This window comes from Halococcus saccharolyticus DSM 5350 (assembly GCF_000336915.1).
GTDB classification, from domain to species: Archaea; Halobacteriota; Halobacteria; order Halobacteriales; family Halococcaceae; genus Halococcus; species Halococcus saccharolyticus.
Genome location: NZ_AOMD01000025.1, coordinates 56,723 through 79,861, shown reverse-complemented (window position 1 = coordinate 79,861; position 23,139 = coordinate 56,723). Strand labels below are relative to the sequence as shown.

Here is a 23,139-nt window from a genome sequence, read left to right as displayed (position 1 = left end):
CCACCGGGAACGACGGGGCGAAGACCCCACACGATGATGCGCCACACAGATGGCTCACGAGGCTGGGTCGAGTACCTCGACAGATCGCGAGTGATGAGTACCATTACAACCAGCCGATTCGATGGGGGTGACGACCGATGATCTCGATCGAGACGGTGTTGGTGTTCGATCACGGCCTGCTGGTGAATGTCCTCGACCCGAAGGTCACACTCTTCTGTCTCGCCTTTTTCCCGCCGCTCGTCTTCGCAACCGCGTCGAACGCGTCGCTGCAACTCTTCGTCCTCGGCTGCCTGTACGCTGGACTGACACTACTGTATCTCGCCAGCGTCGCCGTGCTCTCGGGGACGATCCGGACGGCGCTGCGTTCGTGCGCAGGCATCGACGACTGGCTGCGCTATGGCACGGGAAACGCTCTCGTTGGCTTCGGTCTCGTCCTCGCGGTTGAGCGGGACTTCCTGTCGTGAGCGACATCGGAGCGATCCCCGAGTGGGTGCCGTGGGAGTGGCGTCACCGAACGAGCGTGCTCGTGCTGTGTGTGCTCGCGTACTTCGGCGTTCGCTTCGTCGAGTTCGCACTCAGTGTGGTGTTTCCGGACATCAAGACTGCTCTCGGTATCTCATCGTTCACCATCGGGCTCGCGGTCACGGTCAGCACGATCACCTACGCGCTCGCACAGCTTCCAAGCGGGGCGCTCGGCGACCGCTTCGGGGAACGAACCGTCGTCCTCGCTTCGGTGGGGCTGACGGGGCTCGCCAGCGTCCTTCTCGCTACGTCGTCCTCCGGGCTGTTCGTCGTTCTCGGTATGGGACTCGTCGGTGCGGTGAGCGGGGCGTACTACAGCCCGGCGACGTCGCTGCTGACCGATGCGTTCGACGACACCGGTCGGGCGATCGGGATCCACCGGCTCGGCGCGCAGGCCGTCGGGTTCACCGCACCGATCGTCGCGGTCGTCGGCGCTCGGTACAGTTGGCGTGTCGTACTCCTCCTCGGCGCGGCCATCACGGTCCCCGTTCTCGCCGGGTTCGCGTTCGTCGTTCGATCTCGCCCGCCTGCGTGCCCCGACACGTCGCTCCGCGAACAGATCCAGCCGTCCACGCTCGTCGCCCTCCTCTCACGGCCCCGCATCGCGTTCACGACGGTCGTCGCGGGCTTCGCTCAGTTCGCCGACACGGCGGCGTTTTCGTTTCTGCCGCTGATCCTCCGTGAGTACCATCGACTTTCGATCGGACTCGCCGGGACACTCTTCACCCTGTATTTCGTGATCCTCACGGCGACGCAGCCGGTCGCCGGCTGGCTCTCCGATCGCTTCGGGCGCGATCCCGTCACCGCCGTGGCGCTCCTCCTCGGCGTCGTCGGCTACCTCGGCCTCCTGCTCGGCAACGCCCTTCCGGCGGTCGCCGTGGCCGTTGGGCTGATCGGCCTCGGAATGGGCTGGGGGCCGCCCGTGCAATCCCGGTTCATGGACGCCCTCGGTGAGGACGAGCGTGGTGTCGGGTTCGGGCTGGTTCGGACGGTGTACATCGGGTTTGCGGCGCTCAACGGAGCCGTCGTCGGTGGGGCGGCGACGCTCGCCGGCTGGCGTGTCGGAATCGGAGTACTGGTTTTTTCGCTGATCGTGCCAGCGGCCGCGATCGGCGCGAACCGGATCGGCGGGTTCGGGCTGTAACCCTCAATCCTCACCGGATTCGTAGTGTTCGCCGGCTGCGGACGGGATCCGGGTTCGGCCGACGAGTGCGAGCACGATGATCACCGTGATGTAGGGGATCGTCTGGACGAGCGAACTCGGCACCGCGTAGGCCGGAATCTGCTGGAGACGGAGCTGGAGCGCGTCGAGCCCAGCAAAGAGCACACCGGCCCCGAACGCCCCCAGCGGGTTGTAGTTGCCGAAGAGGTAGGCGACGATCGCGATGAACCCGCGGCCGTTGACCATCGTCTGACCGTTCCCGATGAACAGTCCGACCTGGCCGAGCGAGAGGCCAGCCCCACCGATCCCCGAGAGTACGCCCGAGAGAGCGACGGCCACGTACCTTGTCCGGGTGACGTTCACACCGGCGGTATCGAGCGCCTTCGGGTTCTCGCCGCTCGCGCGGACGTGCCGACCGAACGACGTGCGGTTCAGGACGTACCACGAGCCGGCCACCGCGAACAGCATGATGTACACCACCGGGCTCGCATCGAACAGCACGGATCCCACGAACGGGAGTTCCGAGAGCACGGGGATCGTCCACGTCCCGAGCGTGCCGACGCTGTCGGTGTTGACGCTACCGTAGGCGACCTGTGAGACGAACGGAGCCAGCCCGAGCGCGATCAGCCACACCGCGAGTCCGGCGATGATCTGGTCGGCGCGGTACTCCAGACAGACTACCGCGAACAGCAGCGACAGCAGCGTGCTCGCGAGTACGCCGGCGAAAAAGCCGACCCAGATCCCGGGCAGGAACGCCAGCGAGCCGACTGCATCGGCGACGTAGACGCCCGTGAACGCCGAGATGATCAGGAGTCCTTCGAGCCCGATGTTGATCACACCGGATTTCTCTGCGAAGATTCCGCCGAGAGCGGCACACACGATCGGCACTGCGAGCCGGAGGGCGGCCCCCAGCGTGCTCTCGCTCAGCGCGACACGAAGGAGATCGCCGGCGGCCGTATTCGGGAAGATTGCACCGTAGGCCACTGCGATCGCGAGGAGCACACCAGCACCGTAGGCGAGTAGCCGCCGGAGCCCGTACTCCGCGACGGTGTTCTGGAGTCGAGCGGTACTCATGGTTCACCCTCCTTCAGCTCGTCGCCGTTAGAATCGCTTCGCTCGCCCGTCGAGGCTCGCGCACCTTCGACGCGCTTACCGCCGTCGGTCGCGACGGGATCGCGGCCGGTGGTGACGAAGCGCTGACCGATGAACCGGAAGAACTCCGGCATCGCCACGAACAGGATGATCAGTCCACGGAGCACGCCCACGAGCTGTTTCGGGGGCGACTCGGCCGAGAGCTGGAGCGCGAGTGACCCGCTTTTGAGCACGCCGAACAGCAACGCCGCGGGCACCACGCCGAGAGGGTTGTTGCCCGCGAGGATCGATACCGTGATACCGTCGAACCCGAGCGCGGGGACCGAGGCCGTGAATCGTCCCGTGACCATCAGCACCCAGACCGCGCCGCCGATGCCCGCGAACGCTCCCGAGAGCGCCATACTCGTCACGATCGTGCGATCGGCGTCGACGCCACCGTACTCGGCGGCTTCGGGCTGGAGCCCGCTCGTTCGGAGATCGTACCCGAACGCGGTTCGCTCAATCAGGTAGTACAACCCTGCGACCAGCGCGAGCCCGAAGACGAACACGAACACCGAGAAGTTGCTACCCGACCCGAACAGCGTGGATTCGAGCACCGCCGCTCCCGGAACCGTGCGCGTCTCGACCGACTGGCTCTCCGGCGCACTGAAGTACGACGAGACGAGGAAGAAGGCGATCTGGGCCGCGACGAAGTTGAGCATGATCGTCGTGATGACCTCGTTCGCGTCGGCGTACGCCTTGAGTGCCCCCGGAATCGCCCCGTAGAGTCCCCCGACGACTGCACCCGCGATCACGCCGAGCGGCACCAGCACGATCGCGCCGAGTCCGGCGGGCACGAACGGAGCGACGGACAGCACGGTGAGTGCGGTCGCGAGCGCCCCGGCCACGAGCTGGCCCTGTGAGCCGATGTTGAACAGCCCGGCGCGGAACGCGACCGCGACCGAGAGGCCGGTGAAGACGAGCAGCGAGGTCTCCTTCAGTGTGAGTGCGATCTGGAAGTTGAAGGGATCGGCGAGGACGTTCCCGATCGCGCCCTGGAACAGCTGGACGTACACGCCGACTGGATCGTAACACGACGTCGGCCCGAAGAAGGCGAAGGCCGGCTCCTCGCACGTCGCCGCCATCCCCGATATCACCACGATGACGCCCCCAACGACGATCGAGGCCGCGAGCGCCGCGAGGCTCAACAGCAGCCGTTCGACCCACGACGCCGCCACCAGCCGCGCGAGTCCGGCTTCGATGTCCTCCCGGCGGCTCATCGCTCACCTCCGGTCGAGCGGTGCTCCGAACCGGTTTCGTCGTCCTGTTGACCGCCGTCTGCGGTCACGTCGGCTGACTCGCGCTCCGTAGGCTGTTCGCCCGCCATCAGGAGGCCGAGGTCCTCCTCGGTGACCGTATCGGGATCGACGACATCGACGAACCGACCGTCGTGCATCACCGCAAGCCGATCCGACAGTCCCCGAACCTCCGTGAGGTTCGCCGATACCAGCAGGACTGCGACACCAGCGTCACGGAGTTCGAGCAAACGGTCGTGGATGAACTCGGTCGAGCCGACGTCCACTCCGCGCGTGGGGTGGGTCGCCACCACGACGTCGGGATCGCGCTCGAACTCGCGGCCGACCAGGAACTTCTGCTGGTTACCACCCGAGAGCGAGTGGGCCTCCGCCGCCGGTTCCGGCGGTCGGACGTCGTACTCCTCGATGATGTCCGTGGCGTGGCCGCGCGCGCCGTTCCAGTCGATCCGGCCACCGCCGATCGGTGGCGTGTGCTGGCTCCCCAGCACGCCGTTCTCGGTGAGGTCGAACTCCATCACGAGACCGCGTTCCTGGCGGTCCTCCGGGACGTAGGCCATCCCGCGGTCGATGTGGCCGCTTCGCGAGACTCGGGTGATTTCCTCGTCGCCGAGATTGACGGTGCCGGCGTCGGGTACCCGGAGCCCGGTGATCGCCTCGATGAGTTCGGACTGGCCGTTGCCGTCGACGCCCGCGATGCCGAAGATTTCGCCCTCCCGTACCGTGAATCCCGTATCCGTGACGTGCTTGCCGCCGTGCTCGCCATGAACCGAGAGACCGTCGACCGAGAGGACGCTATCGCCGGGATCGGCGGGGCCGGCGTCGACGTCGAGCACGACTTCACGGCCGACCATCATCTCCGCGAGCTCCTCGCGGGTGGTGGCGTCCGCATCCACGGTCCCGACGTTCACGCCGTCTCTGAGCACCGTGATATCGTCGGCGGCCTCCATCGCCTCGCCGAGCTTGTGGGTGATGAAGATCAGTGTCTTCCCCTCCGCCGTCAGCTCCTCGAACACGGCAAACAGCTCCTCGACCTCCTGGGGAGTGAGCACTCCCGTGGGCTCGTCGAGGATCAGTACGTCAGCACCCCGGTACAGCGCCTTCAGGATCTCGACGCGCTGTTGTTCGCCGACACTGATGTCCTCGACCATCGCATCGGGGTCGGCCGCGAACCCGTAGCGTTCGGCGAGCTCCCGGACCGCGTCGCGTGCCTGCCCGCGATCGGTCGCGAGACCGCCCCATTTCGTGGGTTCGTGGCCAAGTACGACGTTTTCGGCCACCGACATCGGCGGGACGAGCATGAAGTGCTGATGGATCATCCCGATCCCGGCGTCGATGGCGTCCCGTGGAGAGTCGAACGTTCTGGACTGTCCGTCGAGCTCGATGGTGCCCGCATCGGGCTCGTAGAGCCCGTAGAGCACGTTCATCAACGTCGACTTGCCTGCGCCGTTCTCGCCGAGCAGCGCGTGGACAGTACCGGATTCGACCGCGAGCGAGACGTCGTCGTTAGCGATCACTCCCGGGAAGCGCTTGGTGATCTCTCGGAGTTCGACTGCGTTCGTCATCGGACCTCCCACGTCGTCCGTGGCATGAATCGTTCGTCGGCCACTCACTCGACCTGGCCGGGCTCTTGTGGCACCGAGATGTCGCCCGCGATGATCTTCTCCTGGGACTCTTCCAGGGACTGTTTGACCTCCTCGGGGATCTCTGGGCCGAGTTCCTGGCCGTAGACCGCCTCGACGCCGTTCCCTTCGAGACCGAGAGTCGTCACACTACCGCCGTTGAAGCTGTCGTTAGCGACGTTCTCGATCGACCGGAACACGGCGTTGTTGACCTTTTTGACCATGCTCGCGAGGATCACGTCGGAGAACTTCGGCGAGCTTACCGACTGGTCGGAGTCGACACCGATGGCGTACCGACCCTGTCCCTGGGCGGCCTGAAACACGCCGATACCGCTTCCGCCGGCGGCGTGGTAGACGATGTCCGCGCCGTTGTCGTACATCGAGACCGCAGCCTCCTTGCCTGCACCGGGATCGGAGAACGAACCGGTGTACGCGACCCGCACGTTCGCCTCCTCGTTCGCGTGTTTCGCACCCGCCTCGAACCCGGCCTGGAACTTCTTGATCAACGGGACCTCCTCGCCGCCGACGAATCCGAGCGTCGCGTTTTCGGGGTTGGTTTCGCCCGCACCCGCGCTCATCTCGCGGGTCGTGAGCAGGCCCGCGAGGTGGCCGATCTGGAACGATCCCACGTGTTCTTTGAACGTGTAGCTCGCGACGTTCGGCTCCTCGACCACACCGTCGACGAGCATGAAGTTCTGGTCGGAGAAATTGGGGGCGACGTCCTGGAGCCCACTCACCTGCGCGAACCCGATACAACAGATCAGGTCGTAGGCCGGATTGGTCTGCTGGGCGAATCGGCGCTGGAACGTCGGAAAGTCCGAGTTCTGCTCGGGCTGGGCGTTGTTGAAACTCACGCCGAGTTCATCGGCGGCCCGCTTGACACCGCGGTTGGCCGAGTCGTTGAACGACTTGTCGCCGAGACCGCCCTTCGCGTACACCATCCCGACGTTCATGTCGGAGCCACTCCCCGACCCGCCGCTCGCGTTCCCGGTCGCGTTCGAGCCGTTGCCACCGGAACCGTTCGATCCCGCGGATCCGTTCGACCCGCCGGAGTCGTTGCCCGAACCGCTTCCACCACCGCCGCTCGTACAGCCCGCAAGACCGGCGATACCGGCTGCTCCAGCGATCTGCAGGAATCGTCGTCTGTCCGGACTCGTGCGCATGCCATGAACCACTGTCGTAGTGGAATAAGTGTATCGTTCATTCGGGACAGCCAGCGATGTTGACGATGTTCGAATACCAACATTGATGGACAGGTATGACTCTCGTCCATCGCCGCTCATCCGACGACTGACGTCTCCGAAAAGTCGACAAGCGACGACCGCTTGGCGCAAGCGGAATCAGCTCGGACGCGGCGGACGGCAGTGAGAACGCGACGGCGATCGGAACACCGGCTGTTGTTGGTGCGGTCGCGTCGTAGGACCACTCCCAAACCGATGTTCGCGGATTCGACGTTCAGTCTTCGACGGCCGCCTCGACCGTCGTGACCGCTTGTTCGCGGAGTTCGTCGACCTGTTCGCTCTCGGCGTACACTCGGACTTTGGGTTCGGTACCGCTCGGTCTGACGAGTACCCAACCTTCGTTGAGGTCGAGTCGGACGCCGTGTTCGGTCTCGATGTCGGCGTCCGGGAACGCCTCGGGGAGCGTCGTCGCGAGCTGCCTCATCACCGCGTCCTTTCGATCGTCGGGGCAGTCGACGCTCACCTTCCGGTAAGGGCGCTCGGCGATCGGCTCGCGGAGCGCGGCGAGTCCCTGCTCGGCGACCAGCCGTGAGAACACCGCGGCGCTCGCCACGCCGTCGATCCACGGTCCGAGGTCGGAGTGGATGTGTTTCCACGGTTCGGCCGCAAAGACCACCGACGTGTCGATGTCGCCTGCCTCGCGCACTGCCGCGATCCCGACGTGGAGCGCGCCGAGACGAACGCGCTCCACCCGACCGCCGGCCGCCGCGACCCGTTCGTCGATCCGGGAGGAGGCGTTCGGCGTGGTCACCACCACCGGGTCGGCGGCGTCGCTCGCGCGAGTGTAGTGTTCGGCGAGGATCGCCACGATGGTGTCTTCATGGACGATCTCACCAGTCTCATCGAGGAACACCACTCGGTCGGCGTCGCCGTCGTGGGCGATCCCGAGCGTCGGTCCATCGGTCCGGTCGGCCGTGTCTCCATCGTCGTCGCCGAGAAACGCCTGAAGATCGCCGAGCGTCTCGGGCGTGGGCTTGCTCCCACGGGCGGGGAAGTGGCCGTCGACGTTCGCGTTCAGTGCCACCACGTCGGCCCCGAGCGCGCGGAGCACCTGCGGGGTCGCGCGGCTCGCCATCCCGTTGCCGCAGTCGACGACGATCTCGATCCCGTCGAGCGCCGCCCCGTGACCCTCGGCGTAGTCGGCGATGCGGTCACGGTAACCCGCAAGCGGGTCGATCCGTTCCGCGTTGCCCCAATCGTGCCACGCCGCTGGCGAACCGTCCTCCTCGACGCGGCTCTCGATCCTGGCTTCGGCGTCGTCGCCGTACTCCTCGCCGTCGGCGAACAGCTTCAGCCCGTTGTCGGTCGGTGGGTTGTGACTCGCCGTGACCATCACCCCGCGGCGGCCGCGCGAGGCGAACGCGAGCGCCGGCGTCGGGAGTACCCCTGCCCGTCGAACCGTCGTACCCGCGCTTTCGAGGCCGGCTTCGAGCGCCGCCGCGAGCGCCGGGCCGGTCTCGCGGCCGTCGCGGGCGATCACGAACTCGATGTCGGCCGACGCATCCTCGCGATCGACGGCGTCGGTTCCCGCGGCCCGGCCGACCGCGAGCGCGAGCTCGGGCGTGAGGCGCTCACGGACATCACCACGGATGCCCGCGGTACCGAAGAGAGTCATGGTCGAGGATCGGACGGGTGGTATTTATGGCGGATGGTTTCCACCGACGGCTCCGTCTCAGAGTTCGACGCCGCCGGGGATCAGGGAGTGCTGACGCACGAGGTTCCCCTCGCTATTGTAAACGAGAAAGGTCGTTTTGTCCTGGGTGAGCACGTCACGGCCCTCGAAGCGGACGATCACTCGGTAGCGTCCCTCGTTGTCGGTCGCCTCGCCGTAGGCGCGCGCTGCCCGGATGAACCCGAGTACGCCGTCCGCATCGGCGTTGAGTTCGAGCACGAAGTCGCCGGTGATGCGGTTGGTGATACTGAGTACGCCGTCACCGTCGTCGGCGTGGAGGCGGTAGTTGACGTCGGTTTCGTCGGCATCGACGAGGCCGTCGTCGGCTCCCGCGAGTCGCTTCTCGAGCACCTCGCTCGGCCCGTCGAAGTCGATGGTGAGGGTGGGTTTCGCCGGCTGGCCGTCCACCGCCACCCAGTCGGTGTTGCTGACGTGGAGGTCGAAGTACTCGCGCCTCATTCGATATGGTTCGCCTACGACGCCTGGCGTCATGAACGTAACGCCGGTGTTCCGATCCGTCGGGAATCCGTTCGGATCGGCCGATCGCGGAGCCGAAGGACGAACGGTTGAGGTAGTCGTGGGTCGAACCACCGACGAGGACACGATGGACGAGAACGGCCACCCCACGCGCCGCGGCGTCAGAGAAACCTACGACCGGATTGGGAGCCACTTCGCCGAGACGCGCGCGCACCCGTGGCCGGCGGTCGAGCGGTTCGTCGAGCGTGCGTCCCCAACGACCGACGCGATCGAGTGGGGCCTCGATCTCGGCTGTGGCAACGCCCGCCATGCCGCCCTGCTGGCCGACCGCGCGGAGCAGGTCGTGGGGATCGACGCGAGCCGCACGGTGCTCGACACCGCCCGCGAACGAATCCGGGGGAAGAAAGCGGGTGGCGCGATCGAACTCTGCCAAGCCGACGCAACCCATCTCCCGCTCGCCAGCGACAGCGTGGCCCTCGGGGTCTACATTGCCACGGTCCACCACCTCCCGACCCGTGACGCACGTGTCGCGAGTCTCGACGAACTCTCGCGCGTGCTCGCATCGGGCGGGCGTGCTCTCGTGAGCGCGTGGAGTACGTCCCACGAGACGTTCGATCGGGAGGAGGGGTTCGATACGACCGTCGACTGGACGCTGCCCGGCGGCGAGACCGTTCCGCGATACTATCACATCTACGATCCTGCAGAGTTCGAACGAGACGTCTCAGCGAGTGCTCTCGGGCTCGAACGGGTCTTCGAGGAAACGGGAAACTGCTACGCCGTGGTGTGCGGCTAAAGGGAAAGGTCCTTAGTCGACGCCGAGAGAAACTCGAGTGAGCACCAGTGGTCTAATGGCAAGACCTGGGCCTTCCAAATGCGGACGGTCCCCGTTCGCGTGAAGACAGCCCATGATCCGAGTTCGATTCTCGGCTGGTGCAATCCCCGTTTGTTTTCTTCTACCGGTACATGATGTCAGTGTGTGGCTGTTCGATACCCATTCGATAACATTCATTGGGTGTCTTACGGCGGCCACTCGAATTCGAGGACGAGCGTCTCGTCGTCTGTTTCTGCCATTGCGTGGCGCGGCGACGGCAGGCGCACCTCCGTAGCGCCGACCACGATCCGCAGGTCGTCACCCTCCTCGACGTTCGCAGTCACGTTTCGGAGGTCAGCAGCGAGGTGTTCGCGGTCCAAGGCTCGCGTGCCGTCGGTGGCGTGATCCCCGATCACCGGATCGATGTCGATGTCTTGACTGCGATTCGAGAGCACGGCGTTGACCACCGCGCCGATCAGCACGATGAGCCCGCTGACGTACAGCCACGTGAGGAGCACGAGGATACCGACGATGACGCTGCCGTCCTCGCCGGTCCTGAGCGCGGCGTAGAACTGGAAGACCGAAACGAACGCCACGAGTCCGACGGCGGCGATGGCGACTCCGGGAATCACCTCGCGGACCGAGACATCGGCGTCGGGGAAGACGTAGTACATCGGGAAGAGAACGAGCCCCAACCCACAGACGAGCACCAGGCGTTCGAGCAGCCACGCCCCGAGACCCGGACCGTCGGTGGCGAGCACCGCATCGACACCCCACGCCACGGCGATCGCGAGGCCGACGGTGAGAAAGACCACGACCGCGTCGGCGAACTGGTCGGCGATGGTGTTGTGCGCCTCGGTCTCGTAGATCGCGGAGAACGCCGTGTCGAGCCCCCGGAAGATGCGGAGCGCGCCCCAGAGCAGAACCACGCCGCCGAGAGCCGAGACGCCGGTCGACGCGCCGGCGGATTCGAGTTCCCGCACCAGCGCGTCGCCAGCGTTCTCCGTGAGCACCGCGCCGGCGAGCGAAACGATCGCCTCCTCGGGTGGGTTGCCGACGGCCGAGAGCACCGCGATCACGAGGAGGAGGAAGGGGAGCAACGAGACGAACGCGTGATAGGCGATGCTGCCCGCCACGAACGTCACCTTCTCGATCCGGAGTTCGTGAACGATCGCCCGTCCTACCGTGATGGCGCGTTCGAGACTCGTGTTCATGCGCCGGCAACCGTCCGAACCCGCAAAAACGTGCGGGACGGCCGGTCGGCCGTCGGTGGCCGGATCGGTCGTCGGGACGGCTGTTGTGGGACGGGACGAACGGCCTACTCGGTCAGCCCGTAGCCGCGCTGGAACAGCCAGACATCGATCGCCACGACGGCTGTGGCCGCGCCAGCGAGCACGGCCAGTGAGACGTTCGGTTCGATCGATGCGATCCCGAGGAAGCCGTATCGAACCCCGTCGACCATGTAGACCATCGGGTTCACCAGCGAGACCGTTCGCCACACGGGTGGCAGCGCGTCGAGCGGGTAGAACACCGCACCGAAGAACACGAGTGGACGGATGATAAACTGGTTCAACACCGTGAGGTAATCGAAGTCGCGCGCCCACAGCCCGCCCATCACGCCGAAGCCCGCAAAGAGCACGGCGATCACGAGCACGAACGCGAGCGCGTAGACCGGGTTCGCGAGCCCGACGCCGGTCCCGATGGTCAGCGGGATCATGATCGCGCCGACGATCCCGATGAGGACGCCGATGATCACGCCACGGAGCGCGCTCGCGCTCACGTACGCACCGACCATCTCGGTGTACGAGAGCGGCGAGGTCTGGATCTCGTGGATGTACTCGTTCCAGCGGCCGTGGAAGATCGAGAAGGAGGCGTTCTCGAAGGCGTTCGCGATCACGCCGAGCACGATCAGCCCCGGGAGGATATAGAGGATGTAGTCGACCCCCTCGATCGCCCCGACTCGCGCGCCGAGGATCACCCCGAACACCGAGAAGTAGAGCACGTTGGTGATCAGCGGCGGCAGGAAGGTGTTCCGGGGCCGGCGGACGAACCGGAGGATCTCGCGGTGGACGAGGGTTCGCAGCCCGGTCGAGACGACGCTCATATCGAGGCCTCCGGCGATTCCGTTTCGTCGGCCGGATCGGCTTGATTGGTTTCGCCAGTTTCGTCGCGCCTGGTCAGCTCGACGAACACCTCTTCGAGCGAGGTCCGCGAGATGTCGATGTCGACCACGGTGTGACCCTGGCGGTCGAGCTGGCGGATGAGGTCGGGCGAGACCTCGCCGCCCTGCGGAGCCGTGACCACGAGGGTGTCGCCGTCGAGGTCAAGGCTCTCGACCCGTTCGTTGTCGATCGCGGGGACTCGTGCGGGCGATTCGCGGAGCTGGAGCCTGATGGTGTCGTTGCCGCGGGCCATCAGCTCGTCGGGGCTCGCGACCGTGACCTTCCGACCCGAGTCCATGATCGCGACCTCGTCACAGAGGCGTTCTGCTTCCTCGATGTAGTGGGTGGTGAGGAGGATCGTGGTGCCGTCGTCGTTGAGTTCGGTGATGATCTCCCAGAGGTCCCGGCGGAGTTCGACGTCGACCCCGGCAGTGGGTTCGTCGAGGATCAAGAGGTCAGGATCCGAAACCAGCGCACGGGCGAGCATGAACCGGCGTTTCATCCCGCCGGAAAGCCAGTCGAAGCGGGTCTCGCGCTTGTCGTAGATCCCCACCGTCTGGAGTGCCTCGTCGGCGCGCTCGCCAGCTTCCTCGGTCGAAATCCCGTGATAGCCTGCCTTGTGGATCAGGACCTCGCGGATCGGGAAGAATCGATCGACGTTGAACTCCTGGGGTGCGAGGCCGATCCGGTCGCGGGCCTCGCGGTACTCGTCCTCGACGTCGTGGCCGAACACGCTCGCCTCGCCGCCGGATTTCCGGACGAGGCCGACGAGGACGTTGATGAACGTCGTCTTGCCCGCGCCGTTCGGGCCGAGGAGGCCGAAGAACTCGCCCCGCTCGACCGACAGCGAGAGGCCGTCGAGCGCCTGCACGTCGCCGTAGCTTTTCTTGAGATCCGTCGTAGAAATCGCGAGCGACACTACCGGACAGTGGGTCGGCGGGCGATTAAGCGTGTTGGCTTCACCCGGGCGAAGTCCTCGCTGGTGTGGTCCCGGTAGGTCAGTCGCCCGGTGTGGGCGTCGCGCTCGGTGCAGGATCGAGGCTGTAGAGCGTGGCGAACACCCCTGTGGCAACCACGATGAACCCCGAGGCCGTCAGGAAGGCGACGAACACGCCCGTCGCATCCCAGATCGCGCCCACGGTGAAGGGACCGGCGACTTGGCCGACTTTCCAGCCGATCGAGCGCAGCGAGAGGCTCGCCGCCACCGCGTCGAAGTGCTCGCCCTCCTCGACGAACAACGCCATGCTCGCGGGGAGCCGGAGGCTGTCGGCGACGCCGATGACCGCGAACGCACTGAACAGCACGAAAAACGCGGGCGCGAGCGTGACCCCGCCGAACGCGCTCGTCGAGAGCGCGGGAAACACCCTATCGGCGTATTCGGCGAGCGGGATGATCGCCGCGCCGAGTGCGTACACCAGCGCGCCCGCGATCACGAACTGGTGTTTGTGGCCCACTCGATCGGTGTAACTCCCGACTCGTCCCTGGAGCAGCGATTTGGTGAGTTTGCCGCCCGCGAGCACGATCCCGACGAGGAAGGGGTTCATTCCGAACTCGGTCCGGGCGTAGATCGGGAGGAAGATGATGACTGCCATCTTGCCGAAGCTCAGCCCGAGCCGGAGCACGACGAGCGCGCGGATCGCGGTCCGATCGAGCAGTCGGCGGAGCGTCTCGACTCCGGTGGCCGCCTCGGGGTCGGTCCGCCCGCCGGGGTTGTCCCGGAGGAAGAGGAAGACCGCGACCGTCGCACCGATGGTGACCACGCTCAGGACGGCGTACGTCAGCGTGAACCCGTAGACGTAGAGGAGGAGGCCACCGACGAGATCGCCCGCGAGGCTCGAAAACGCACCGACTTGGTTGTAGGTCCCGAGCCACTTCCCGCGCTCCTCGTTCGGGCTGAGTTCGCCGACGACCGCCGAACCGGTGATCCAGAGGACGCTCGCGCCGAAGCCCTGGAGCACGCGCATCAGGATGACACCGCTGACGTTGCCGACCTGCGAGAACCCGACGAAGACGAGGACGTTCAGGACGAGCCCACCGAGCAGGAAGCGCTTGGCGTTGTGGGTGTCGATCAGCCGCCCGAGCGGGAGGACGATCAGGAGCTGGACGAGGGCGAACGCCGTCCCGAAAAGCCCCTCCACAGTCCCGGTGGTGCCGAACTGGTCGGCGTACAGCGCGAGCGCGATCAGGATGGTGGAGTACGCCTGCGAGCGCGCGAACGCGGTGCTCGCGAGCGCGACGAACTCCCGATTTCTGAAGAGGCTGAGCGAGCCGCCCTCAGTTCCTGACACTACTATGAAAACCGCGATGGAGACTGAAAAATTCGGCTGTTCCGGGGATGTTCGAAGGGTTCTGGCACGCTAGCACTAAGCATGGGTTGTTTGTGTGGCAGCGGCTGCGGCGGTGCGGGATGCGGCTGTGGGGTGGTAGTGCGGTTGCGGCAGCGGTGCGGTCCTGGCGTCCTGCGATCGCTCCGCGATCGCAGGGCTCAGGAGAGCGTCGCTCTCCTGGTGGATCGAGGGCGAGGACGCGAGTGAAACGAGCGTCTGAGGGCTCGGGCGGTGCTGTGCGGTTGCGGTGTGGATGTGGGTGAGTGCTGTCCGCGCGAGCGAAGCGAGCGCGGTTCACCGCCAGCGAGGCCGAAGGCTGAGCGAGCGGGTGTTTTTCATGAACGTTTTTGCGAGGAGCGGTGCGCTCGCGCACCCGACGAAGTAAAAGGTTCGGACGTGACGGGATTCGAACCCTGGTCGATCGCTTCCTCGCTCCCGTCGGTCGCGAGACTGCGCTCTCCCTGCTTCGAATCCCGCACGGTACGCTGTCGGTTGCTCACGTCCGTTCGCAACACGACAGCGGGCGTGGCGGGATTCGAACCCGCGATCGAGAGGTTAGGAACCTCTCGCCCTATCCGCTAGGCCACACGCCCCGGCAGGGGGAGGTGGCGGGTAGGAAAAACCGTTGTGTTGTTAGTTGCTCTCGACTTCGGTGTTCTTCTCGTTGACTTCCGGTGGGTTGTGATCGACCGTATCGCCCCCCGAACTGGCTTCGTTTGCGGCGTTTGCCGTCTCCGAAGTGGCGTCGCCCTGGGCGACGTCCTGCATGTCCTGAAGTTCGTCCTCGACTTCTGCTCGCCCTTGCTCGAACTCGCCACGAGCTTCGCCGAGCGCGCCGGCGAGTTCGGGGATCTTGTTCGCCCCGAACAGGAAGACGATGATCACGAGGATGATCAACACCTCCGGCCCGCCGGGGACGCCTGGTATCTGGAGTATGGCTCCGAGCATCGTGGCCATAGCTTACGATGTGTCAGTTATAGGCTTTTTGCTCGGGTAGGACGTGCTTTGCGGCCGTCCCGGCTCTTGCGGCTCGTGGTCGATGTCGGCGACACGGCCCCGAATTCGGTGCCCCGCTCGCGAACGGCGACCGCGTCGAGCCGTTCGCCCTCGTCGACCGGTGCGGCGCTGTACCGCCTCGACTGTCTACCGACACCCATCGACCCCATCAGTTTTCCTTCCAGCCACCGAACGCTGTCTCATGAGTGATAGCGTCGACGCCGCGAGCAGCGGTCGTGTCTATGCCCCCGAAGACGACCACGCGTTCCCCGACGAACGAGTCAACGAGGTGCTCGACCTCGTCGAGAGCGATCCCGAGATCCAGGCGTATCTCGACGCCCAGAACGTCAACCCGGTCGCGCGCAAACGCTACAACGACCACGGGGCGAAACACATCTCGATCGTGCGCAACCGTGCGCTCTGCCTCTACGACCTGCTCAAGGCCGGTGGCGTTCAGTTCAACGGCGCAGGTGACCAAGGACTCGACGAAGCCGACGAGCCCGTGATCATCGCGCTCGCCGCCACGCTTCACGACATCGGCCACGTCGTCCATCGCTCCGATCACCCGTACTACTCGATCCCGCTCGCCGCCGACGTGCTCGATCGGGTCCTCCCCGAGTTCGGGTTCTACGACACCGAGGCCCGCGTCCGTGTCAAGGGCGAAGTGCTCCACGCGATCCTCTGTCATCACACTCCGGAGACGCCGCTGACGCTCGAAGCCGGCGTCGTCCGCGTCGCCGACGCGCTCGACATGGAACACGGCCGCTCGCGCAAACCCTACGAACAGGGCGGGCGGGGGATCAACACCGTGTCGAGTCAGGCCATCCAGCAGGTCTCGCTCGAATCCGGCGACGGTGCTCCCGTCCTCGTCGAGATCGAGATGACCGACGCTGCCGGGGTCTACCAGGTCGACACGCTCCTGAAGGCCAAGCTCGACGACTCCGGCCTCGAAGATCACATCCGAATCGTCGCCGTCACGAACCACCGTGCCGACGAACAGCTGGTCGAACGCGTAGAACTCTGATTTCGCCGCACCTTTCTCGCCACAGCGCACGAGTTCGGGTGATTTATGTCGTCGAAGCACGTCCTCCCGGATGCGCGTCAGTGGTGTAGCCTGGTATCACCTCAGCTTCCCATGCTGATGACCCGCGTTCAAATCGCGGCTGACGCACTTCTCCACGTCCGACTACCGACTATTGGTCGTCGGTCTCTCGCTCGACGTCGATCGGCGTGCCGATCGGTCCTTCCTCTTCTGTCTCGGGCTCGGTCATGGCATCGGCCTCGCTCATCGACTCCGTGTCCTGTCCGCGACGCTGACGCAGGCTCTGGCGGGTGAACTCCGGCGTGGCCTGGAGTCGACGGCGGCTGCGGAACGACCGGTACAACAAGAGTGCCATCCCTACCGAAAACGCAGCGGCGACCCCAGTCGCAAATGGCGTCGCGAACGCGTAGAGTATCGCCACCGAAAGTACGCCCGCCGTCAGTAGGAGCCCGAAGACGAGGCGATTCGCGAGCGATTCGAACAGGCCGTCGGTGTCGTCGAGGTCGGCGTGAACAGTGAGATTGCCCCGGTTGAGCCCGTCGAGGGCGCGTTCGAGCTTTGGTGGGGTTCGCACCGTGGCCTCGGCGAGGTCGGTGAACTCCTCGCCACGGCTCTCGAGGAACTGCTTGATCCCCTCCTCGCGATACCCCTCTTCGACGAGGTAGTCGGTCGCGACCGAGACGAAGTCGAAGTCCTGATCGAGCGTGACACAGACTCCCTCGACCACGGTCGCCACACGGAGGACTAAAGCGAGGTTCGCGGGCAGTCGGAGCGGGAACTCGTAGATGGTGTCCTCGACCTGGCCGACGACCTCTTGGACCCGGTACTGGTCGACCTCTTCGCCCCGGATGTCCTGAATCGCGAGCTCCATCACGTTCCCCATCGTCTCGCGATCGGCGGTCGGGCTGAGAGTGCCCATCTCGACCAGTGCGTCGAGGATCGCGTCGATATCCTGGTTCGCGATCCCGATGTAGAACTCCACGATCTTGCTCTGAATGTACTCGTCGACCCGGCCGCTCATCCCGAAGTCGTAGAATACCAGCGTGCCGTCGGGTTCGACCGCGAGGTTTCCAGGGTGGGGATCGGCGTGGAACACGCCGTCGTCGACGATCATCTGGAGGTAGACCCGTTCGAGTCGCTCCGATAGCTTGGTGCGGTCGATCCCCATCCTATCGAGCTCGTCGACCGCGGTGATCTTGGTCCCGGGAACGTACTCCATCGTGAGGACCCGGGGGGTGGAGTGACTCTCGATCACGTTCGGGATGCGGATCGTGTCGTCGCCTGCGAAGTTCTCCCGGATCTCCTGAAGCATCCGTGCCTCCCGGCTGTAGTCGATCTCCTCGTGGATCGTCTTGTCGAACTCCTCGGCCAGCGTTTCGAGCGAGAACGAGCGTGCTTCGCCGATGAACCGCATGAGGACGGGGAGACTCCACTTGATGACCTGGAGGTCGGCCTCGATCAGTGATTCGATGTTCGGTCGTCGGACCTTGACCGCGACCGGCTCGCCGTCCAACTCCGCCCGGTAGACCTGGCCGAGACTCGCGCCGGAAATCGCGTCGGTGTCGAACGCCGAAAACGCTTCCTCGACCGGTCCCAACTCCTCCTTGACGACCGGTTCGGCTTCGGCCCACTCCGCAGGTGGGACCTCGTCCTGAAGCTTCGAGAACTCCGCGACGTATTCGGGAGGTAAGACGTCGGGCCGTGTCGAGAGGAGCTGGCCGAGCTTGATGAACGTCGGCCCGAGCGTCAATAGCGAATCGAGCAGGACTCGTGCGCGCTCGCGTCGCATCGTGCTCGTGACCTCCCGCCGCCCGCCGAACAGGAAGTAGCGTCGGCGGTCCCGAAGGTACGCGACGATCAGCGGGAGGAACTGGCGGAAGACGACGAAGAACCGGCCGTACGCACGGAGGTTCACAGCGTGTGCCCCGTCACAGCTCGTCGCGCTCGCTCCCGCCGACCGCTATCGGGATCGACGTCGCCTCGGTGGCGTCGCGCTTCGGGAGCCGGAGCGTGAGGGTACCTCGATCGAGCGTCCCCTCCGCACCCGTCTCGGCGACGTCCGGCGGCAGCGGAAGCTCCGCGTCGAGGAAGAGCGGTCGGTCCTCTTCGAGATACCGAAACGCCATCGGGAGGTCCTTCTCGCGCCGGGCCTCGATCCGGAGACGAGCCCCATCGAGTCGGACGTCGAGCGTCTCGCTGCCGACACCCGGCAGATCGATGACGAGGAGGTACGCCTCCGCCGATTCCAACAGATCGGCGAACACCGGGTCCGGGAGATCGCCCAACGCATCGCGCAGCGCGGACATGGAAGAGCCGTGGACCGCCGGGGCGAAAAACCCCCCGATAGCGGTCACCGATAACCGACCAATGGCCCGATTTCACACCTGAGACGCCGTGAAACAGTCCGAAACAGTGCTGAACGATCAGGAACGGTCGGTAACGGTCCTCATGGTTCATATTGGGGAGGTGCTATCTTCGGATAGATGACGCAGACCCGTCCCGATCCCAGGGTCGAAGGTGATACTGCCGGCCCACAGCCCACCGCCACCGAACCGCCGACCATCCTCCTCCGCAACGAAGACGACACCGATCACGCGCTCGACGTGTGTATCGCTGCTGGTGATGGCGTCCTCGTCGACGACTCTCCGACTGTCGACGGCGACAGTCAGCGTACCGTCACCGCCACGGCCAGCAGTGCCGGAACCGTCCGGGTCGAACTCCGCGCCGACCACGGCGGCTCCGCCAGCCTCGCGTTCGATCCCGGCCAGCCAGGCCCGACACCGGTCCCGGAGTTCGTCATCCGCCGGGAAACCATCGTCGTCGCCGGTCTCCGCTAAAGCGCTCGTTCTCCCGGCTCTCCCTTCGATCACTGACACCAGTCGCTCTCACCGTCGTTCCTCGTCACCGTTCCGGCACACGTTTTTGCCCACTCGTCCGGTTAGGAGAGGTATGAACGACGTCCGCGAGAGCGGGTTCAAACGACTCACTCGGCTCGAAACGGCGCGCGAGCGGCTTCTCGACCGGATCGAACCCTCGGAGCGGGTCGAATCGGTGGGACTCCTCACAGCCGACGACCGTGTGCTCGCCGAGCCGGTCGTCGCCGACCGGGACGTCCCGCACTACCGGCGTGCGGCGATGGACGGGTTCGCGGTCCGGGCCACCGACACGTTCGACGCGAGTCGGCGCTCGCCCGCCGTCCTCCGTCGGGGTGCGATCGACGATCCCGGCACCGCGACGCGGGTCCACACCGGCAGCGAACTCCCGGACGGGGCCGATGCGGTCGTGATGGTCGAACACGTCGAGACGGTCGGTGACGAGATCGAGGTGTTCGATCCGGTCGCCGCCGGCAAGAACGTCGCCCCGGTCGGCGAGGACGTTCGGGCGGGCAAATCCCTCTACGATCCGGGCCATCGGCTCCGTCCCTCGGATCTCGGCCTGTTGAAGTCGGTCGGTGTCGACGAAGTCGCTGTCTACGAGCGCCCGACCGTGGGTGTGATACCGACAGGCGAAGAGCTCGTCCAGCGTGATCCCGACCCCGGTGAGGTCGTCGAAACCAACGGCCTCACGACCTCACGGTACGTCGAACGCTGGGGCGGGCGGGCCACGTATCGGGAGGTCGTGACCGACGACCGGGCGGCGCTCCGGGCGGCGATCGAGCGCGACCTCACGAAGGACCTCGTGGTGACCACCGGCGGCTCGTCGGTCGGCGAGCGTGATCTCGTCCCCGAGATCGTCGACGACCTCGGCGAGGTGCTGGTTCACGGAATCGGCTGCAAACCCGGCCATCCCGCGGGATTCGGCGTCGTCGCGGACACACCAGTTTTGATGCTCCCGGGCTATCCGGTCTCGTGCATCGTCGCCGCAGTCCAACTGCTTCGACCCGCGCTTCGGCAAGTCGGCCACCGCTCGGCTCGACCCCACCCGACGACCGATGCGCGCCTCGATCGGAAGATCGCGAGCGAACCTGGTGTACAAACCTATGCACGAGTCGAGCTACGTGAGAACGACGACGATATGCCGACAGCCGTTCCGACGCGGACGAGCGGCGCGGGGGCGCTGTCGAGCGTCGCGCTCGCCGACGGCTGGGTAGTCGTCGCAACGGGGCGCGAGGGGATCCCAGCGGGTGAGACCGTTGCCGTCGAGCACTGGGAGGAAGCGCCATGAGCGAGCGCAAGCAGTTCCGCGATCTCGCCGCACCGGCCGAGGCCCACGACGCGATCGCATCACTCGACCTCGATCCGGAAACCGAAACCGTGGCGCTCGACGCCGCCGAGGGTCGGGTGCTCGCCGAACGGGTCGACGCGACCCTCGACGTTCCCGGATTCGATCGGTCGGCGCTCGACGGCTACGCGCTCCGTGCGCGCGAGACGTTCGGAGCAACCGAGACCGATCCCGCAGTGTTCGATCTCGTCGGCGTCGTCGAAGCCGGTGAGCGGCCGACCGTGGATCTCGACCCTGGCGAGGCGGTCGAGATCGCTACCGGTGCGGTGATGCCGTCCGACGCCGACGCGATGGTGGCGGTCGAGCGGACCGATCGGGTCGGCAGTGAGAGCGAGGAGAGGGACGATGCGGCGGGTGACGTGAGTGGCGAGCGAGTCGCGGTCCGAACGTCGGTGACACCGGGCGAGAACGTGATGCCAGCGGGTGCGGACATCGCGGCGGGCGAGCGCGCGCTCGGGCCCGGTACCCGGCTGACGGCGCGCGAGATCGGTCTGCTCGCCGCGCTCGGCGTCGATCGGGTTCCGGTCCGTGCGAAACCCCGGGTCGGGATCGTCTCGACGGGTGACGAACTCGTCCGCGTCGGCGAGGATCTCGACAGCGACGCGGGCCAGATCTACGACGTGAACTCCAACGCGACCGCGGCCGCCGTTGCCGAGGCCGGTGGCGAGCCCGTGGTGTATCCCCACGCTGGCGACGACTACGACGCTCTCGAAGACGTGCTCCGCGAGGCCGCCGCCGAGTGCGATCTGGTCTGTTCGTCCGGCTCGACTTCCGCGAGTGCGGTCGACGTGATCTACAAGGTCATCGAGGAGCAGGGCGACCTTCTCCTCCACGGGGTCGCGATCAAGCCAGGCAAGCCGATGATCGTCGGTCGTTTGGATGACTCGGCGTACGTCGGGCTGCCCGGCTATCCGGTCTCGGCGCTCTCGATCTTCCGGACGTTCGTCGCCCCCGCGATTCGCCGGGCCGCTGGGGTTCCGGAGCCTGCGACCGCTACGGTCCGGGGACGGATGGCGGTCGAGGAGCGTGCCGAGGAGGGTCGTCACCGGCTCGTGCCGGTCGGGCTGATCGAGGACGGCGCGGGCGAGACGCTGGTCTACCCGGTCGACAAGGGCAGCGGCGCGACCACCAGCCTCGTCGAGGCCGACGGGATCGTGGAGATGGCCGCCGAGGTCGCCTACCTCGATGCGGGCGAGGCAGTGACGGTCGAGTTGTTCTCGCCCGACGTTCGTCCACCGACGCTTCTCGGTGTAGGCGAGGACGACCCGCTCCTCTCGCGGCTACTCGACCGGATCGACCGGCCGCGCTACCTGAGCGTCGGGAGCCGCGCGGCCCGCCGCTGGCTCCGCGACGGCGTTCCCGATGTCGTGGCGGTTGCGGGCGATCCCGATGAACTGGACGCCAGCACGACCGAAATCGGTAGCTGGACTCGTGAGTGGGGCCTCGTCGTTCCGGCCGACAACCCCGACGACGTGGACGATCTCGCCGATCTCGTGGATCGCGATCTCGCCTTCGTCAATCGACCCACGACTTCCGGCCTGCGGACGAGCCTCTCGAACGCGCTTGCCGCCCTCGCCGACGAGCGCGACGCCGACCGCCACGACCTCGTCGACGCGATCGACGGCTTCGATTTCACCCTCGAAGCCCACGAGAGTCCGGCGCGGCGGGTGGCTGCGGGTGGGGCCGACGCGGGACTCGGGCTCCGTGCGACCGCCGAGAAGCTCGACTGCGGGTTCGTTTCGCTCGACGAGGAGACCGTCCGGGTGCTCGCTGATTCCGACCGGATGGAGAAGTCTGGCGTCGCGGCGCTCGATAGCGTCCTCGACGACCTCGACGAGCTGTGTGCGGACTTGCCGGGGTTCAGAGGTCGCCGAAGTCAGTGATACGGCGGTCACCCCGGACGCACCATCCCCGGCGATCGTGGCCGTGACGCTCGACGTGGATCCCGTCGAGGCCCGCGTTCCACGCCGCACCGACGTCGTGAGGGCCGTCACCGACGAGCACTCCCCGACTCTCCGGTGTGACGCCGAGGCGGTCGATTGCTAACTGCACGGGCGCGGGATCGGGTTTCCAGCCGATCTCGCTCGTACAGCAGACCACCGCGTCGAACCGTTCGCGGAGATCGAGCCGATCCAACACCGGGTCGGCGAGGAACGGCTGACAGTGAGTCACCACCCCGATCGGGGCGTCGACCGACGCGAGGAACGCCCGTGCGTCGTCGTAGAGGAAGGTCGCGGCCGCGCGAGCCTCGGGGTCCTCGACCGCGTGGAGCGCGTCCCAGAACCGGCCGACATCGATCCCCCACGCCCGGAGCTGGTCGTCGCGCAGACCGCCGAGCCCGTGCCAGAGGGTTTCGGCCTCGCGGTCGGTGAATCGCCGATCGAGGCGCTCGCCCACGCGATCGAACACGCTGCGGACGTAGCTCGCCTCGACGTCGACCAGCGTACCGTCGAGGTCGAGCAGCCAGAAGTCGTACTGTGGAGGGGCCATCGGGCTCCGT

At 66.3% G+C, this 23,139-nt stretch carries 21 protein-coding genes and 3 tRNA genes; 9 read left to right on the top strand and 15 right to left on the bottom strand.

The features are described 5' to 3' along the window. Nucleotides 1-137: 137 nt before the first annotated feature. Nucleotides 138-464 (top strand): LysE family transporter, encoded by a 327-nt coding sequence (locus C449_RS10830; protein ID WP_006078059.1) that lies wholly within the window; start codon nucleotides 138-140, stop codon nucleotides 462-464. Beyond that, nucleotides 461-1,666: an MFS transporter gene (locus tag C449_RS10825; protein ID WP_006078058.1), complete on the top strand. Its 1,206-nt coding sequence runs from the start codon at nucleotides 461-463 to the stop codon at nucleotides 1,664-1,666. Before C449_RS10830 ends, C449_RS10825 begins: the two co-directional genes overlap by 4 nt. A 3-nt stretch (nucleotides 1,667-1,669) precedes the next feature. On the opposite strand, the gene C449_RS10820 is transcribed toward C449_RS10825, so the two are convergent. From C449_RS10820 to C449_RS10795, 6 genes are all read right to left on the bottom strand, one after another. Beyond that, a complete protein-coding gene (locus C449_RS10820; protein WP_006078057.1) occupies nucleotides 1,670-2,758 on the bottom strand; it encodes an ABC transporter permease in 1,089 nt (362 codons plus the stop codon). After that, a complete protein-coding gene (locus tag C449_RS10815; RefSeq protein WP_006078056.1) occupies nucleotides 2,755-4,035 on the bottom strand; it encodes an ABC transporter permease in 1,281 nt (426 codons plus the stop codon). Before C449_RS10815 ends, C449_RS10820 begins: the two co-directional genes overlap by 4 nt. Next, complete coding sequence (locus C449_RS10810) at nucleotides 4,032-5,633, bottom strand: ABC transporter ATP-binding protein (RefSeq protein ID WP_006078055.1); 1,602 nt, start codon at nucleotides 5,631-5,633, stop codon at nucleotides 4,032-4,034. The genes C449_RS10815 and C449_RS10810 overlap by 4 nt, the downstream gene beginning before the upstream one ends. 44 nt (nucleotides 5,634-5,677) lie before the next feature. After that, complete coding sequence (locus tag C449_RS10805) at nucleotides 5,678-6,853, bottom strand: BMP family lipoprotein (protein ID WP_006078054.1); 1,176 nt, start codon at nucleotides 6,851-6,853, stop codon at nucleotides 5,678-5,680. 292 nt (nucleotides 6,854-7,145) lie between these two features. Then, nucleotides 7,146-8,546 carry a phosphomannomutase gene (locus C449_RS10800; RefSeq protein ID WP_006078053.1) on the bottom strand — a complete coding sequence of 467 codons (1,401 nt, stop codon included), beginning with the start codon at nucleotides 8,544-8,546 and terminating at the stop codon, nucleotides 7,146-7,148. 57 nt (nucleotides 8,547-8,603) lie between these two features. Further along, a complete protein-coding gene (locus C449_RS10795; RefSeq protein WP_006078052.1) occupies nucleotides 8,604-9,062 on the bottom strand; it encodes a DUF5793 family protein in 459 nt (152 codons plus the stop codon). A gap of 145 nt (nucleotides 9,063-9,207) precedes the next feature. On the opposite strand from C449_RS10795, the gene C449_RS10790 reads away from it, so the two are divergent. Beyond that, a complete protein-coding gene (locus tag C449_RS10790; protein ID WP_049914138.1) occupies nucleotides 9,208-9,873 on the top strand; it encodes a class I SAM-dependent methyltransferase in 666 nt (221 codons plus the stop codon). 41 nt (nucleotides 9,874-9,914) lie between these two features. Beyond that, a tRNA-Gly gene (locus C449_RS10785) sits at nucleotides 9,915-10,015 on the top strand. A gap of 82 nt (nucleotides 10,016-10,097) precedes the next feature. On the opposite strand, the gene C449_RS10780 is transcribed toward C449_RS10785, so the two are convergent. From C449_RS10780 to C449_RS10755, 6 genes are all read right to left on the bottom strand, one after another. Then, nucleotides 10,098-11,105 carry a YihY/virulence factor BrkB family protein gene (locus tag C449_RS10780; RefSeq protein WP_006078050.1) on the bottom strand — a complete coding sequence of 336 codons (1,008 nt, stop codon included), beginning with the start codon at nucleotides 11,103-11,105 and terminating at the stop codon, nucleotides 10,098-10,100. Between the two features lie 104 nt (nucleotides 11,106-11,209). Continuing rightward, complete coding sequence (locus tag C449_RS10775; RefSeq protein WP_006078049.1) at nucleotides 11,210-11,995, bottom strand: ABC transporter permease; 786 nt, start codon at nucleotides 11,993-11,995, stop codon at nucleotides 11,210-11,212. Further along, the gene (locus C449_RS10770) at nucleotides 11,992-12,972 is read right to left on the bottom strand and encodes an ABC transporter ATP-binding protein (protein ID WP_006078048.1); all 981 of its coding nucleotides are present in this window, start codon (nucleotides 12,970-12,972) and stop codon (nucleotides 11,992-11,994) included. The genes C449_RS10775 and C449_RS10770 overlap by 4 nt, the downstream gene beginning before the upstream one ends. Before the next feature lie 79 nt (nucleotides 12,973-13,051). Next, complete coding sequence (locus C449_RS10765) at nucleotides 13,052-14,341, bottom strand: MFS transporter (RefSeq protein ID WP_006078047.1); 1,290 nt, start codon at nucleotides 14,339-14,341, stop codon at nucleotides 13,052-13,054. Between the two features lie 559 nt (nucleotides 14,342-14,900). Beyond that, nucleotides 14,901-14,973: transfer RNA gene (locus C449_RS10760), tRNA-Arg, on the bottom strand. Between the two features lie 40 nt (nucleotides 14,974-15,013). Beyond that, nucleotides 15,014-15,337, bottom strand: coding sequence for a Sec-independent protein translocase subunit TatA/TatB (locus C449_RS10755; protein ID WP_006078046.1), 324 nt, complete (start codon nucleotides 15,335-15,337; stop codon nucleotides 15,014-15,016). Between the two features lie 241 nt (nucleotides 15,338-15,578). Here C449_RS10755 and C449_RS10745 point away from each other — a divergent pair, with 241 nt between their 5' ends. Together C449_RS10745 and C449_RS10740 are read left to right on the top strand one after the other, a co-directional pair. Further along, nucleotides 15,579-16,400 carry an HD domain-containing protein gene (locus C449_RS10745; protein ID WP_006078044.1) on the top strand — a complete coding sequence of 274 codons (822 nt, stop codon included), beginning with the start codon at nucleotides 15,579-15,581 and terminating at the stop codon, nucleotides 16,398-16,400. 74 nt (nucleotides 16,401-16,474) lie between these two features. Then, nucleotides 16,475-16,547, top strand: a tRNA-Gly gene (locus tag C449_RS10740). A 22-nt stretch (nucleotides 16,548-16,569) separates the two neighbouring features. Here the strand turns inward: C449_RS10740 and C449_RS10735 are convergent. Together C449_RS10735 and C449_RS10730 are read right to left on the bottom strand one after the other, a co-directional pair. Further along, nucleotides 16,570-18,333 (bottom strand): ABC1 kinase family protein, encoded by a 1,764-nt coding sequence (locus tag C449_RS10735; RefSeq protein ID WP_006078043.1) that lies wholly within the window; start codon nucleotides 18,331-18,333, stop codon nucleotides 16,570-16,572. A gap of 13 nt (nucleotides 18,334-18,346) precedes the next feature. Next, nucleotides 18,347-18,724 carry an Hsp20/alpha crystallin family protein gene (locus C449_RS10730; RefSeq protein ID WP_006078042.1) on the bottom strand — a complete coding sequence of 126 codons (378 nt, stop codon included), beginning with the start codon at nucleotides 18,722-18,724 and terminating at the stop codon, nucleotides 18,347-18,349. A 177-nt stretch (nucleotides 18,725-18,901) separates the two neighbouring features. On the opposite strand from C449_RS10730, the gene C449_RS10725 reads away from it, so the two are divergent. From C449_RS10725 to C449_RS10715, 3 genes are all read left to right on the top strand, one after another. Beyond that, nucleotides 18,902-19,255, top strand: coding sequence for a hypothetical protein (locus C449_RS10725; protein ID WP_006078040.1), 354 nt, complete (start codon nucleotides 18,902-18,904; stop codon nucleotides 19,253-19,255). A gap of 112 nt (nucleotides 19,256-19,367) precedes the next feature. Beyond that, nucleotides 19,368-20,582 carry a molybdopterin molybdotransferase MoeA gene (locus C449_RS10720; protein WP_006078039.1) on the top strand — a complete coding sequence of 405 codons (1,215 nt, stop codon included), beginning with the start codon at nucleotides 19,368-19,370 and terminating at the stop codon, nucleotides 20,580-20,582. After that, nucleotides 20,579-22,522 (top strand): molybdopterin biosynthesis protein, encoded by a 1,944-nt coding sequence (locus tag C449_RS10715; protein ID WP_006078038.1) that lies wholly within the window; start codon nucleotides 20,579-20,581, stop codon nucleotides 22,520-22,522. The genes C449_RS10720 and C449_RS10715 overlap by 4 nt, the downstream gene beginning before the upstream one ends. Here the strand turns inward: C449_RS10715 and C449_RS10710 are convergent. Next, entirely contained in the window at nucleotides 22,500-23,129 is a 630-nt protein-coding gene (locus tag C449_RS10710) for an HAD family hydrolase (protein WP_006078037.1), read from the bottom strand. The two genes, C449_RS10715 and C449_RS10710, sit on opposite strands and share 23 nt — an antisense overlap. Nucleotides 23,130-23,139 lie beyond the last annotated feature (10 nt).

Excerpts from the sequence above, each read along its gene's own strand:
- C449_RS10830 (WP_006078059.1), top strand. The coding sequence starts at position 138 with ATGATCTCGATCGAGACGGTGTTGGTGTTCGATCACGGCCTGCTGGTG.
- C449_RS10820 (WP_006078057.1), bottom strand. The coding sequence starts at position 2,758 with ATGAGTACCGCTCGACTCCAGAACACCGTCGCGGAGTACGGGCTCCGG.
- C449_RS10815 (WP_006078056.1), bottom strand. The coding sequence starts at position 4,035 with ATGAGCCGCCGGGAGGACATCGAAGCCGGACTCGCGCGGCTGGTGGCG.
- C449_RS10810 (WP_006078055.1), bottom strand. The coding sequence starts at position 5,633 with ATGACGAACGCAGTCGAACTCCGAGAGATCACCAAGCGCTTCCCGGGA.
- C449_RS10805 (WP_006078054.1), bottom strand. The coding sequence starts at position 6,853 with ATGCGCACGAGTCCGGACAGACGACGATTCCTGCAGATCGCTGGAGCA.
- C449_RS10800 (WP_006078053.1), bottom strand. The coding sequence starts at position 8,546 with ATGACTCTCTTCGGTACCGCGGGCATCCGTGGTGATGTCCGTGAGCGC.
- C449_RS10795 (WP_006078052.1), bottom strand. The coding sequence starts at position 9,062 with ATGAGGCGCGAGTACTTCGACCTCCACGTCAGCAACACCGACTGGGTG.
- C449_RS10790 (WP_049914138.1), top strand. The coding sequence starts at position 9,208 with ATGGACGAGAACGGCCACCCCACGCGCCGCGGCGTCAGAGAAACCTAC.
- C449_RS10780 (WP_006078050.1), bottom strand. The coding sequence starts at position 11,105 with ATGAACACGAGTCTCGAACGCGCCATCACGGTAGGACGGGCGATCGTT.
- C449_RS10775 (WP_006078049.1), bottom strand. The coding sequence starts at position 11,995 with ATGAGCGTCGTCTCGACCGGGCTGCGAACCCTCGTCCACCGCGAGATC.
- C449_RS10755 (WP_006078046.1), bottom strand. The coding sequence starts at position 15,337 with ATGGCCACGATGCTCGGAGCCATACTCCAGATACCAGGCGTCCCCGGC.
- C449_RS10745 (WP_006078044.1), top strand. The coding sequence starts at position 15,579 with ATGAGTGATAGCGTCGACGCCGCGAGCAGCGGTCGTGTCTATGCCCCC.
- C449_RS10730 (WP_006078042.1), bottom strand. The coding sequence starts at position 18,724 with ATGTCCGCGCTGCGCGATGCGTTGGGCGATCTCCCGGACCCGGTGTTC.
- C449_RS10725 (WP_006078040.1), top strand. The coding sequence starts at position 18,902 with ATGACGCAGACCCGTCCCGATCCCAGGGTCGAAGGTGATACTGCCGGC.
- C449_RS10720 (WP_006078039.1), top strand. The coding sequence starts at position 19,368 with ATGAACGACGTCCGCGAGAGCGGGTTCAAACGACTCACTCGGCTCGAA.
- C449_RS10715 (WP_006078038.1), top strand. The coding sequence starts at position 20,579 with ATGAGCGAGCGCAAGCAGTTCCGCGATCTCGCCGCACCGGCCGAGGCC.
- C449_RS10710 (WP_006078037.1), bottom strand. The coding sequence starts at position 23,129 with ATGGCCCCTCCACAGTACGACTTCTGGCTGCTCGACCTCGACGGTACG.